12 protein-coding genes and 1 tRNA gene are annotated in these 12,986 nt (G+C 64.3%); 8 read left to right on the top strand and 5 right to left on the bottom strand.

The window, feature by feature from the left end; genetic code table 11:
• The first annotated feature begins 6 nt into the window (after positions 1-6).
• From leuC to ACX36O_RS09495, 6 genes are all read left to right on the top strand, one after another.
• Complete coding sequence (gene leuC / locus ACX36O_RS09470; RefSeq protein WP_488359693.1) at positions 7-1,458, top strand: 3-isopropylmalate dehydratase large subunit; 1,452 nt, start codon at positions 7-9, stop codon at positions 1,456-1,458.
• A 35-nt stretch (positions 1,459-1,493) separates the two neighbouring features.
• Positions 1,494-1,655, top strand: a complete 162-nt coding sequence (locus tag ACX36O_RS09475; RefSeq protein WP_213361238.1) for an entericidin EcnAB — start codon at positions 1,494-1,496, stop codon at positions 1,653-1,655.
• Between the two features lie 91 nt (positions 1,656-1,746).
• Positions 1,747-2,397 carry a 3-isopropylmalate dehydratase small subunit gene (gene leuD, locus ACX36O_RS09480; protein ID WP_213361239.1) on the top strand — a complete coding sequence of 217 codons (651 nt, stop codon included), beginning with the start codon at positions 1,747-1,749 and terminating at the stop codon, positions 2,395-2,397.
• 161 nt (positions 2,398-2,558) lie between these two features.
• Entirely contained in the window at positions 2,559-3,626 is a 1,068-nt protein-coding gene (gene leuB, locus ACX36O_RS09485) for a 3-isopropylmalate dehydrogenase (RefSeq protein ID WP_213361240.1), read from the top strand.
• 152 nt (positions 3,627-3,778) lie between these two features.
• Positions 3,779-4,111 carry a DUF4298 domain-containing protein gene (locus tag ACX36O_RS09490; protein ID WP_488359694.1) on the top strand — a complete coding sequence of 111 codons (333 nt, stop codon included), beginning with the start codon at positions 3,779-3,781 and terminating at the stop codon, positions 4,109-4,111.
• Positions 4,112-4,188: 77 nt separating this feature from the next.
• Positions 4,189-4,554, top strand: a complete 366-nt coding sequence (locus ACX36O_RS09495; protein ID WP_371686263.1) for a PaaI family thioesterase — start codon at positions 4,189-4,191, stop codon at positions 4,552-4,554.
• 72 nt (positions 4,555-4,626) lie between these two features.
• Here the strand turns inward: ACX36O_RS09495 and ACX36O_RS09500 are convergent, their stop codons facing one another.
• Both ACX36O_RS09500 and ACX36O_RS09505 read right to left on the bottom strand, forming a co-directional pair.
• Positions 4,627-5,892: a putative Na+/H+ antiporter gene (locus ACX36O_RS09500; protein WP_371686262.1), complete on the bottom strand. Its 1,266-nt coding sequence runs from the start codon at positions 5,890-5,892 to the stop codon at positions 4,627-4,629.
• A 95-nt stretch (positions 5,893-5,987) separates the two neighbouring features.
• Positions 5,988-7,235 carry a nucleoside recognition domain-containing protein gene (locus ACX36O_RS09505; protein WP_488359695.1) on the bottom strand — a complete coding sequence of 416 codons (1,248 nt, stop codon included), beginning with the start codon at positions 7,233-7,235 and terminating at the stop codon, positions 5,988-5,990.
• A 126-nt stretch (positions 7,236-7,361) separates the two neighbouring features.
• Here ACX36O_RS09505 and ACX36O_RS09510 point away from each other — a divergent pair, with 126 nt between their 5' ends.
• Positions 7,362-7,691: a cupin domain-containing protein gene (locus ACX36O_RS09510; RefSeq protein WP_213361246.1), complete on the top strand. Its 330-nt coding sequence runs from the start codon at positions 7,362-7,364 to the stop codon at positions 7,689-7,691.
• 4 nt (positions 7,692-7,695) lie between these two features.
• On the opposite strand, the gene ACX36O_RS09515 is transcribed toward ACX36O_RS09510, so the two are convergent.
• Positions 7,696-7,771 (bottom strand) — tRNA-Ala (locus tag ACX36O_RS09515).
• Positions 7,772-7,780: 9 nt separating this feature from the next.
• Positions 7,781-10,468, bottom strand: coding sequence for a bifunctional acetate--CoA ligase family protein/GNAT family N-acetyltransferase (locus tag ACX36O_RS09520; RefSeq protein ID WP_213361247.1), 2,688 nt, complete (start codon positions 10,466-10,468; stop codon positions 7,781-7,783).
• A gap of 268 nt (positions 10,469-10,736) precedes the next feature.
• Here ACX36O_RS09520 and ACX36O_RS09525 point away from each other — a divergent pair, with 268 nt between their 5' ends.
• Complete coding sequence (locus ACX36O_RS09525; RefSeq protein ID WP_213361248.1) at positions 10,737-11,966, top strand: MFS transporter; 1,230 nt, start codon at positions 10,737-10,739, stop codon at positions 11,964-11,966.
• A gap of 70 nt (positions 11,967-12,036) precedes the next feature.
• Here the strand turns inward: ACX36O_RS09525 and fghA are convergent, their stop codons facing one another.
• Entirely contained in the window at positions 12,037-12,870 is an 834-nt protein-coding gene (gene fghA / locus ACX36O_RS09530) for an S-formylglutathione hydrolase (RefSeq protein ID WP_213361249.1), read from the bottom strand.
• Positions 12,871-12,986 lie beyond the last annotated feature (116 nt).

A 12,986-nucleotide genomic window follows, 5' to 3' on the forward strand; every position in this document is an offset into this window, starting at 1 on the left:
ACAATCATGGCCCGTACCCTGTACGACAAACTCTGGGATGAGCACGTGGTGCATACCGAAGAAGACGGCACCGCCATCCTGTATATCGACCGCCATCTGGTGCATGAAGTGACCAGCCCGCAGGCTTTCGAAGGCCTGCGCGAGGCCGGCCGCAAGCTGTGGCGCGTGAGTTCCGTGGTGGCCACCGCCGACCACAACACCCCCACCACCGGCTGGGAACTGGGCTATGACGGCATCACCGATCCCACCAGCAAGGAGCAGGTGACCACGCTGGATGCCAACATCAAGGAATTCGGTGCTGCGGCCTATTTCCCCTTCCTGAGCAAGCGCCAGGGCATCGTGCACGTGATGGGCCCCGAAAACGGCGCCACCCTGCCCGGCATGACCGTGGTCTGCGGCGACAGCCACACCAGCACACATGGCGCCTTCGGCGCGCTGGCGCATGGCATCGGCACCAGCGAGGTGGAGCATGTAATGGCCACGCAGACGCTGCTGGCCAAGAAGGCCAAGAACATGCTGGTGAAAGTGGAAGGCACGCTGGCTCCTGGCGTGACGGCCAAGGACGTGGTGCTGGCCATCATCGGCAAGATCGGTACCGCTGGCGGCACCGGCTACACCATCGAGTTCGGCGGCAGCGCCATCCGCAGCCTGAGCATGGAAGGCCGCATGACGGTGTGCAACATGGCGATCGAAGCCGGTGCACGCGCCGGCATCGTGGCGGTGGATGACAAGACCATCGAGTACGTGAAGGGCCGTCCCTTTGCGCCGGGCACGGACGCGGCTACCGGCAAGTTCGTCGGCGGCCCCGAGTGGGATCAGGCGGTGGCACACTGGCGCACGCTGCATTCTGACGAGGGCGCGCATTTCGACGCCGTGGTCGAGCTGAATGCCGCCGAGATCCAGCCGCAGGTGACCTGGGGCACCAGCCCCGAGATGGTACTTGGCGTGAGCGGCAACGTGCCGGATCCGGACAAGGAAAAGGACGCCAGCAAGCGCGGCGCCATCGAGCGCGCGCTGGAATACATGGGTCTGGAGCCGGGCAAGGCCCTGACCGACATCACGGTTGACAAGGTGTTCATCGGCAGCTGCACCAACAGCCGCATCGAGGACATGCGCGAAGCCGCTGCAGTGGTGAAGAAGCTGGGCCGGAAAGTGGCCAAGAATGTGAAGCTGGCCATGGTGGTGCCGGGCTCCGGTCTGGTGAAGGAACAGGCCGAACGCGAAGGCTTGCACGAGATTTTCAAGGCAGCAGGCTTTGAATGGCGCGAGCCGGGCTGCAGCATGTGCCTGGCCATGAACGCCGACCGTCTGGAGCCGGGCGAGCGCTGCGCCTCGACCAGCAACCGCAACTTCGAAGGCCGCCAGGGCAATGGTGGTCGTACGCACCTCGTCAGCCCGGCCATGGCCGCGGCGGCCGCGGTACACGGGCATTTCGTGGATGTCCGTGCTTTTGCATGAAGCCCGTTGAGGCTGTTTTCAAGAAAGGATCCTGAATGAAGACCATCGCAATCCTCGCCAGCGCTATCGTCATGGCCCTGTCCGTTTCCGGCTGCAATACCTGGGCCGGTGTGAAGCAGGATGCCAAGGAGGCCGGTCAGGCTGCCGGCGCCGGCATCGAGAAGGCGGGCGAGAAAATCCAGGAAGTTTCCAAGTAATCGCGCCTTGCGGCGGCGGGCAGGCCGGGGGTCTGCCTGCCTCCCTGGCCATTGCAGGGCGCACCTGCCCTGCCCCACTCATTGATCCATCATGCAAAAGTTCACCCTCCATCAGGGCCTCGTTGCCCCGCTCGACCGCGAGAACGTCGACACCGACGCCATCATTCCCAAGCAGTTTCTCAAGTCCATCCGTCGCACGGGCTTCGGCCCCAACCTGTTTGACGAATGGCGCTATCTGGACAAGGGCGAGCCCGGCAAGCCCGAGTCCGAACGCAAGCCCAACCCCGATTTCGTGCTGAACCAGCCGCGCTACAAGGGCGCGAGCATTCTGCTGGCACGCAAGAACTTCGGCTGCGGCTCCAGCCGTGAGCATGCGCCGTGGGCGCTCGAACAGTACGGCTTCCGCGCCATCATCGCGCCGAGCTTTGCCGACATCTTCTTCAACAACTGCTTCAAGAACGGGCTGCTGCCCATCGTGCTGCCCGAGGCCACGGTGTCGCGCCTGTTCGATGAGGTGGCGGCTTTCCCCGGCTACCAGCTGACCATCGACCTGGAACGCCAGGTGGTGGTGCTGCCGCAGGGCGAGGAAATCGCCTTCGATGTGCAGGCCTTCCGCAAGTACTGCCTGCTCAACGGCCTGGACGATATCGGCCTGACGCTGCGCCATGTGGACAAGATCAAGGCTTTCGAGGCCGAGCGCCTGGCTGGCAAGCCCTGGCTGGCCCATCAGCCGGCCGTCTGAAGGCGATCGCAGGCTCGGCAAGAGCGCGTGCGGCCAGGAGCCGCTTCGCATTGCCGTGCCGCAGATCACCCCGGTTCTCACCCCACTCAGGCATGCGTCAACACCGCTGATGGATGCCTGTTCTACCAGAGTCCTTTTTTCTTTTTCCCTGAGTATCCATCATGAAAATCGCCATTCTTCCCGGTGACGGTATCGGCCACGAAATCGTTGCAGAAGCCGTCAAGGTGCTCAACGCCCTGAACCTGCCGCTGGAAATGCACTGGGCCGACGTGGGCGGCACCGCCTACGAAAAGCACGGCCATCCGCTGCCGGAGGCCACGCTGGAGCTGGCCAAGTCGTCCGACGCAATCCTGTTCGGCGCCGTGGGCGACTGGAAATACGACGTGCTGGAGCGCCACCTGCGCCCCGAGCAGGCCATCCTGGGCCTGCGCAAGGCACTGGGCCTGTATGCCAACTTCCGCCCGGCCATTTGCTACAAGGAGCTGGTGAACGCCTCCAGCCTCAAGCCCGAGCTGATTGCCGGCCTGGACATCCTGCTGATCCGCGAGCTGACCGGCGACATCTACTTCGGCACGCCGCGCGGCCGCCGCACGGCCGAAGACGGCCACTTCCCCGGCACCGAGGAAGCCTTCGACACCATGCGCTACAGCCGCCCTGAAATCGAGCGCATTGCGCACACCGCGTTCCAGGCGGCCCAGAAGCGCGGCAAGCGCCTGACCAGCGTGGACAAGAACAATGTGCTGGAAACCTCGCAGCTGTGGAAGGACGTGATGGTCGAAGTGGCCGCGCAGTACCCTGACGTTGCGCTGGACCACATGCTGGTGGACAACGCCGCCATGCAACTCGTGAAGGCGCCGAAGAAGTTCGACGTGGTGGTGACCGGCAACATGTTCGGCGACATCCTGAGCGACGAGGCAGCGATGCTGACCGGCTCCATCGGCATGCTGCCTTCCGCCAGCCTGAATGACAAGAACCAAGGCCTGTACGAGCCCAGCCACGGCAGCGCGCCCGACATTGCCGGCAAGGGCATTGCCAACCCGCTGGCGACCATCCTGAGCGCCGCCATGATGCTGCGCTTCTCGCTGAACCAGGCGGACGCTGCCGACCGCATCGAGGCGGCCGTGCAGAAGGTGCTGGAACAGGGCCTGCGCACCGCGGACATCTGGAGCGAAGGCACGACCAAGGTGACGACCGTGGAAATGGGGGATGCGGTGGTGGCTGCGCTGTAAGCACTCCCCACCCTGCAGCAAAAGCGCGCACCTTCGGGTAGCGCGCTTTTTTTGCGCGATATCATGCCCTCTTGCTGATCGCGTCGCACATCGGCGATGCCATTTCCCGGCCTATGGTCCACCGCCTGCGAGGCCGCCAACCGGAGCTCACTATGCCCCTGCCCCCTGATGATTTCGCCCGACTGCAGGAAATGCAGACGCTGTGCACCGCACTGGAAGATGACCTGCGGCAGTTGCGCAAGCTAGGGAAGTTCCTGAGCAATGTGGATAGCCGGTACCGGAAATTGGGTGCGCTTTATCAGGCACACTGGATGGAGTTGTCCGAATCAGAAGATCTGGATGACAATCAGCGCCAGCAGATTCAGGCCATGGTCGCCAAGGGTTCCTACTCTGTCCTGGATAAGGACACCATCTGGAACGCCTTGACCGATACCAATCAGGAGTACCTTCGGCTGCTCAAGTCTCTGGCGCAGAAAATCCGGTAGACACATGAGAGCCAGGGAGGCAGATCGTGAGCGATATCCATGACCGCATTGCGGCCAGCTTTGAAAAGCAGGGCCTGATGGCCACTCTCGGGGCCGAGTTGCTCTCGGCTCAAGAGGGCGAGGTGCAGATTGCCCTGCCTTTTTCGCTCCATCTCTCCCAGCAGCAGGGATTCATTCACGCCGGAGCCATCACCAGCATCGTCGATAGCGCTTGCGGCTATGCTGCGCTGACCAAGGCCCCTCCGGGGCATGAGGTGGTGACGGCGGAATTCAAGCTGAACCTGCTGCGCCCGGCCATTGGCGAGCGCTTTGTGGCCATCGGCAAGGTGGTGAATGCCGGCCGCATGCTGACAGTGTGCACAGGCGAAGTGCTTGCCTACAAGGATGGTGCAGTCAAAGTGATTGCGCTGATGCAGGCCACCATCGTCAACGTGAAGGTGTGAGAGCGACGACGACTCGTCATCCTTTGCTGCCCAATGCCGGCCAGCCTGGCTGCCAGGCCTCCGGAAAGTTCTTCACAGCAGGCGGAACGCCATCATCGCCACCAGCGTGGGCGGCAGCGCGGCGACCAGCAGCCAGAAGAAGTGGATGGCTCCTTCGGGGAAGTGGTCCTTGAGGATGGTGGCGCCGGCCGGGTTGGGGGCGTTGGCGATCAGCGTCAGGCCGCCACCGGTCACGGCACCAGCCACCAGCGCAGTCTTGAAGTCGAGCGTCAGGCCGTCCACCAAGGAGGCCAGATAGGTGAGCGCGGCGTTGTCGGTGATGGCGGTAAGTGCCGTGGCGGCAAAGTACACGGTGTCGGCGTTCAGACCCATCAGCAGCGGCTGCAGCCACCATTGCTGCATGCCCCCCAGCACCACCAGGCCAGCCAGGAAGAAGGCCACCAGCAGCGCCTCGCGCAGGATCAGCGGGCTCTGGTTGCGGGGATAGGCCGCCGTGAAGCCCAGAAAGAACAGGAACATGCCCATGAACACGACCGGATGGTGGGCAAACAGCACCACGGTGGCCAGGAACAGCAGGTGAATCACCACCACGGTGACCGGCACGCGGGAGGCAGCATCGGGCTGCTCGACCGGCAGGCGCTTGAGTTCGCGACGCAGCAGCCACATGGCGGCGCCCGCGTTGAAACAGACGGCCACGGCCGCTTTCCAGCCGAACTGGGTCAGCATGAAGGGCAGATCCCAGCCCCACTTGGCAGCCACCATCAGCACCGGCGGCGCGGCAAACGGCGTGAGCACGCCGCCGATGGAGATGTTGACGAAGAGCACGCCCAGGGTGCCGTACTTGAGGCGGTTGCTGACCGGCTTGGTGAAGACCGCATCACGCAGCATGAGCGCGGCCAGCGTCATGGCGGCCGGCTCGGTGATGAACGAGCCCAGCAGCGGCACGAAGGACAGCAGCATGAAGTACAGCGCCATGCCGTCCGGCAGCGGCAGCAGGCGCGCCATGCGCAGCACAATGCGGCTGGCGAAGTTCAGAATGGGCCGCGTGGCCGCCACCACCATGATGACGAACACGAACATGGGCTCGGTGAAATTGCGCGATTCCAGGTAGCCCAGAGCCTGATCCTGCCCGTACAGGCCGAACAGCAGCACCATCAGCAGCATGGCCCAGAAGCCGAACACCACCTCAACCTCGCCCAGCAGGTGCCAGACGCCCGAGTGCCCCGGATAGCGCTGCGCCAGGCCGTGGAAATACTTGGTGGAAAAGGTATGGATCAGCGCCAGCGCAAACAGGGTGGCCGCAAGCAACTCGGCAGCGTGGGGAAAGGACGGATTCATGTGACTGGATCAGGCGGAAATCGGGACACGGCTCGGCACTCGCCAGCGTGCAGCGGGATAACTGTAACCAATTCTATCTCACTAGGGTTTACCCTTTATCTAAAGAATGCATACCCTACGAGTACCGCAGCGATGATACCGACAACATCCGCAAACAGGGCGCAGGCGAGCGCGTGACGTGTTTTTTTCACTCCCACACTGCCGAAGTACACCGCCAGCACGTAGAAAGTGGTTTCGGTCGAGCCCTGGATGATGGCTGCGACCTGCGCGGGGAAGGAGGCCACGCCGTAGGTGTCCATGACATCCACCATCAGGCCGCGCGCGCCGGAGCCGGAGAGGATTTTCATCAACCCTACCGGCAAGGCGGGCAGGAAGTCGGTCGGCAGGCCGAAAGCGGTGACGATGGCGGCAATGCCCTGCATGATCCAGTCCATGCCGCCGGAGGCGCGGAACACGGCGATGGCGCACAGCATGGCCACCAGGTAGGGGATGATCTGCACTGCGACGCCGAAGCCTTCCTTGGCGCCGTCGACGAAAGTTTCGTAGACGTTGACGCGTCTCAGCGCGCCGGCCAGCAGGAACAGCACCACCAGCCCCAGGATCACGCCGCTGCCGATGGCACCGATCAGGCGGGCTGACTGCTCGGGCGGGAGCTGCGCCAGCCACCAGGTCAGGCCGCCTATTGCCGCACCGAATACGGCCAGCGGTGCCCAGACGGCCGGGCGCCATAGCGGCAGGCGCTGCACCAGCGCCACGATCAGCAGCGCTGACAGCAGCGAAATGGAGGTGGCGACCAGCGTGGGCAGAAAGATGTCGGCCGCGTTGAAGCCCGTCAGCCCCTGCTTGAGCGCGATGGTCTGGCGGATGGCGATGACCGAGGTGGGAATCAGCGTGAGGCCGGCGGTGTTGAGCACCAGGAACAGGATCTGGGCGTTGGTGGCGGTGTCGGGCTTGTCGTTGAGGGATTGCAGCTCCTGCATGGCCTTGAGGCCGAGCGGGGTGGCGGCGTTGTCCAGGCCCAGCATGTTGGCGGACATGTTCATGGTCATGGCGCCCTGCGCAGGGTGGCCCTGCGGCACGCCGGGGAACAGGTGGCGGAACAGCGGGTTGACGGCGCGGGCGAAGGCGTTGATGAGGCCGGCTTTTTCGCCCACGCGCAGCATGCCCAACCAGAGCGCCATCATGCCGGTCAGGCCGAGGGAGATTTCGAAGCCGGTCTTGGCGGCGTCGAACAGGGCGGTCTGCAGGCGGGAGAACACTTCCAGATCACCTTGCGCGAGCTGGAACAGGGCGATGACGAAGGCCGAGAGGAAAAAGCCGAGCCAGACGAGATTGAGGACCATGGGGGCACGCGGCCTGTGGAGTGGGACTGGATGCATTATCCCTGCGGGCAGCAAGCTCTTGGCGACAGGGCATCACGAAGGCCTGCGTATCATGGGCCGATCAGTGCTCAAGGAAAGGTAGCTGCCATGGCCAAGCCCCACGCCATTTCGAACCAGGTCGTTTCACTTGCCCCTTTGGGTCCTGCCCTTGCCGATACGCGCACCCATGCGCTGATCAAGGCCCGGCAGCTGGAGGTCGTGCGCATCGTGCTGCGCCAGGGCGAAACACTGCGCGAGCACAGCGTGCCGGGGGAGATTACGGTGCAGTGTCTGGAAGGCCGGATGCAAGTGCAAACCTCGCAGGGGACTCAGACGATGCGTGCGGGAGACTGGGTGCATCTGGCCGGAGGCGAGCCGCATGCGCTGGTCGCGGAAGAAGATGGATCGGCGCTGGTGACAATCTGCCTGACGACTTGAGGGATGGTGGAGACGAGGAGGATCGAACTCCCGACCTCCGCATTGCGAACGCGGCGCTCTCCCAGCTGAGCTACGTCCCCACACACTCCTCACAGCTGATGCGTCACCAACCTGAAATCCGGATCGTCCGGATAAGCCTTAATGGTGAACCCCAGCGCCCGCATCAGCTTCAGCATGTTGGAGTTGTTGGTCAGCACCAGGCCAATGATCTCACTCAGCCCCTTCTCCCGCGCCACATCCATGATCGAGCGCATCAGGCGTGAGCCCATGCCCTTGCCGGACATGTCGTCTGCCACCAGCAACGAGAATTCGCAGGTGCTGCTGTCCGGGTTGGTCACGTAGCGGGCCGAGCCGACGATGCGCTGCGTCTCGGTCACGCTGCCGTCCTCTTCCACGTGTTTCTCGGTCAGGATCGCCACCAATGCCATTTCGCGGTCGTAGTCGATCAGCGTGAACTTGGAGAGCATGTTCGGAGACAGTTCCGTCAGCGCAGATACAAAGCGGTTGTAGCGGCTCTCGGGTTTGAGGCCACGCACCAGTTCCTGAAGCATCTCGGCGTCGTCCGGATGGATCGGGCGCACGATGTAGTGCCCGCCACCCGGCAGCGGCCATTGCTGCTCGAATTGCGCCGGATACGGCAGGATGGACAGGTGCTGATAGGGCCGTGCCGTGGCCAGCGTGTTGCCCACCACGATGCGCGCATCCACCGCCACCGCGCCGTCTTCGTCGACGATGATGGGGTTGATGTCCATCTCTCGCAACTGAGGCAGTTCGCACACCATTTCCGACACGCGCAGCAGTACCTGTTCCAGTGATTCGCGGTTCACCGGCGTGGCGCCGCGCCAGGCATCGAGCGTGGCCGAGACGCGCGAGCGCTCGATCATGTGGCGTGCCAGGAACTGGTTCAGCGGCGGCAGTTCCATGGCGCGGTCGTCATACAGCTCGACCATGGTGCCGCCCGCGCCAAAGGCGATCACGGGGCCGAAGGGCTCGTCCGTCACCACGCCGATGTAGAGTTCGCGCCCGCGGTTGTGGCGCGCCATGCGCTGCACCGACACGCCGTTGATGCGTGCCTTGGGCATCTTGCGCGCCACGTTTTCCATCATCTCCTCGAACACGTCACGCACGCCCACGGCATTCATGATGTTGAGAGCCACGCCGTTCACATCGCTCTTGTGCGCAATGTCGGGCGAGTCGATCTTGAGCGCCACCGGAAAGCCCAGCTGCGAAGCCAGCATCATGGCCTCGGTTGCACTGCGCGCCAGGATCGTCTGCGTCACCGGAATATGGAAGGCCGACAGCAGCGCCTTGGATTCCATCTCCGTCAAAATCTGGCGGCGCTCGGCCAGCACGCCTTCCAGCAGCATGCGCGCGCCTTCCACATCTGGCTTGGCCAGGTGGGTGAGCGGTGGCGGCGTCTGCTGCAACAGCTTCTGGTTGTGGTAGTAGGACGCAATGTTGCCGAACGCACCGACCGCCGCTTCCGGGCTGCGGAAGGTCGGGATGCCGGCGTTGTTCAGGATGCCGCGCGCCTCGTGCACCGAGGCATCGCCCATCACGCAGCTGATCAGCGGCTTGGAAAATTTCGGACGCTCCTGCGCGATGGCCGTGGCCACGCCTTCCATATCGGCGCCGATCTTGGGCGTGTGGATGGTCAGCACGCCGTCAATGCCAGGATCGGACGCAGCAGCGCGCAAGGCTTCCAGGAAGTGCTCCGCCGATGCGTCTTCGGTCAGGTCCATCAGGTCCACCAGCGAGGCCTGCGGCAGCAGCTTGGGCTTGAGTGCGTTGATGGTGGTGTCGGACAGGTGGCCCAGTTCCAGGCCAATGTCGTTGGCGCGATCAGCCGCCAGCACGCCGGGGCCACCGCCGTTGGTGATGATGGCCAGGCGCTTGCCCACCGGACGGTAGCGCGATGCCAGACACTGCACGGCCGAGAACAGCTCGGTGAACGAACGGATGCGCACCGCACCGCCACGGCGCAGCGCGGCGTCGAACACCTCGTCGCTGCCAACGATGGCCGCCGAGTGCGTGCGCGCCGCCACGTTGCCGGCCTGCTTGCGCCCGGCCTTGAGCACCACCACCGGCTTGGCAATGGCCGCTGCGCGCAGCGCGCTCATGAAGTTGCGGGCGTTCTTGATGCCTTCCAGGTACACCACGATGCTGTGCGTCTGCGGATCGGCGGCGAGGAAGTCCAGCGTCTGCGCCATGTCTACCGCGGTGTGCGGGCCGAGCGAAATGACGGTGGAGAAGCCCACCTTGTTGGGCCGCGCCCAGTCCAGCAGGGCCGATGTGAGCGCCCCCGATTGCGACACCAGCGCCAGCGGCCCCTTCTCAGCAATCGGGCCGACGATGCTGGAGTTGAGCCCCAGGTGCGGGCGCTGGAAGCCGCGGCTATTCGGGCCCATCAGGAACATGTTGTTGCGACGGGCCACGGCGCGCAATTCGGACGCCTGCTCGGCCGTGATGCCGGTGGAAATGATCAGCGCCGCCTTGCAGCGGATGCGCCCGGCCACTTCCAGCGCCGCCATCACCTTGTGCGGAGGCAGCGCTACCAGGGCCAGATCAGCGCCGGTGTTGATCAGGTCGGCCAGGCGGCCTTCGGTGGTATCCACATCCAGAAAGTTGAACTTGCCGGCGTAGCGCTGCGCCGTCAGGGCCTCATAGAGGTTCTTCGCATCCCGGTAGGCGGGATCGGATTCGCGCAACTCGGGGTTGCCGGCAAACACCGCGATAGAGGAAGGAGCAAACAGGGGCGTGAGGTAATGCTGGTCCATATCGTAAGCCTGTCGGTTAAGAGCGCACAGAAACGCCGCGCGGCCACGGCAACGCGGCGGCGTGTAACACAGCAACTGTAACCGAGCTTCCCTGATTCCCCAATGGGTATTGCGGAGGATGTACTGACATGGATCACGCTCGCAAAACAATTCGCCGTCAGACGTTGCGCGGCAGCACACAGCCCCCATTTTTCTCCTATATTGGAAACTGCAGAAAAGGCATGCCTCGCCTGACCTGCCTTGCCGACTGATCCAGCCCTCGCACACCATGGCCGATTCGTCCAGCCCGTCCTCCTCTCCGCGCGTTTCTGCCCGCGCCCTGCCCGCCGGCATCTGGGCCATGGGCTTTGCCTCGCTGTTCATGGACATTTCGTCCGAGTTGATCCACAGCCTGCTGCCGCTGTTCATGGTGGGCACGCTGGGGGCCTCCATGGTGGCGGTGGGCCTGGTGGAGGGTATTGCCGAAGCCACTGCCTCCATCACCAAGGTCTTTTCCGGTGCACTGAGCGACTATCTGGGCAAGCGCAAATGGCTGATGGTGCTGGGCTATGGCATGGCGGCGCTGACCAAACCGATCTTTCCGCTGGCGCACAGCATGGGCTGGGTGATGGCGGCGCGCTTCATCGACCGCATCGGCAAGGGCATCCGCGGCGCGCCGCGCGATGCCCTGGTGGCCGACATTGCCCCGCCCGCACTGCGCGGTGCTGCCTATGGCCTGCGCCAGTCGCTCGATTCGGTCGGCGCGCTGGCCGGCCCGCTGCTGGCCGTGCTGCTGATGCTCTGGCTGGCAGACAACCTGCGGCTGGCCATGTGGTTCTCGGTGATTCCGGCCGTGGTCTGCGTGGTGCTGCTGGTGGTGTGGGTGCGCGATCCGGAAAAGCCGGCGGACGACGCCAAGGCCAATGGCAAGCGCCTGCGCTGGTCCAGCATCAGGGAGCTGCCGCTGCAATACTGGCTGATCGTGCTGATCGGCGCCGTGTTCACGCTGGCGCGATTCAGCGAGGCCTTTCTGGTGCTGCGCGCGCAGAGCATGGGAGTGGCAATGGCGCTGGTGCCGGTGGTGATGGTGGTGATGAACATCGTCTATGCCGCCGGGGCCTATCCCGCCGGCGCTGCATCCGACCGCATGCAGCCGCGCACGCTGTTGCTGCTCGGTCTGGCATTGCTGGTGGCGGCCGATGTGGTGCTGGCCACGGCGCCCAACGTGTGGAGGGTGTATGTCGGAGCCGGGCTGTGGGGACTGCACATGGCCGTCACGCAGGGGCTGCTGTCCAAGCTGGTGGCCGACCGGGCGCCGCAGGCCTTGCTGGGCACCGCCTTTGGCATGTTCAACCTGGTGAGCGGCGTGGCGCTGCTGGCGGCCAGCTTGATTGCCGGCTGGCTATGGGAAGCACATGGCCCGGCCACGACCTTCTGGGTCGGTGCCGGCTTTGCCGGGCTGACAGCGCTGGGGCTGCTGCTGGCGCCGGGTGCACGGGAAGCACCGCAAACCCGCTGAATTCGCTCCCCCTCAATGCCCAGCAGAGCGCCGTCTGCGCCCAGCGATACCCGGAGTGCCCGCTGCCCACTCAGTCGCTCATGGCCGCTGCATGGTGCGCGATGTGATCCCCGATGAAGCTGGCGATGAAGTAGTAGCTGTGGTCATAGCCCTGCTGCATGCGCAGCTTCAGCGGATGCTGCACGGCAGCGCAGGCTTTCCACAGCAATTCGGGCTTGAGCTGCCCGGCCAGGAAGTCATCCGCATCGCCCTGATCGACCAGCAAGGTCAGGCGTTCCTGCGCATTGGCGATCAACGCAACGGCATCATGCTGCTGCCACAGCGCCTCGTCCGGCCCCAGGTAGGCCGCAAAGGCCTTCTGCCCCCAGGGCACCTGGCTAGGCGCCACGATGGGTGAGAATGCCGAGACGCTGCGGTAGCACCCAGGATGGCGCAGTGCCAGCGTCAGCGCACCATGCCCGCCCATCGAATGCCCGGAAATGCCGCGTAGGTCGTTCGCAGGAAAGTGCGCCTCGATCAGCGCCGGTAGTTCGTCCACCACATAGTCTTCCATGCGGTAGTGCGCGGCCCAGGGCTGCTGCGTGGCGTTCAGATAGAAGCCCGCGCCCTGCCCCAGATCGTAGGCATCGTCATTGGCCACGCCGTCGCCACGCGGGCTGGTATCGGGCGCTACCAGGATCAGGTTGTGCTGTGCCGCATACTGCTGCGCCCCGGCCTTGGTGATGAAGTTCTGCTCGGTGCAGGTCAGGCCGGAAAGCCAGTAAAGCACCGGGCATTTCTCGCCAGCCAATGCCTTGGGTGGCAGATACACCCCCACGTTCATGCTGGTACCGGTGCTGGTGCTGGTGTGCTGCCAGACTTCCTGGCGGCCGTCGAAACTTGTGTGCTGTTCAATGCGCTGCATGCGCCATCCTCCCGAAAAACGCCGGCCCGTGCTACCCGGGCTCCGGCCAAGCATACACTGCCGCGGCAGCCGCGTGGTGCCCTGTACACTCGCGACATCCTTGGATATCTCGCGCC

It is taken from the genome of Brachymonas sp. KE5 (genome assembly GCF_057773645.1).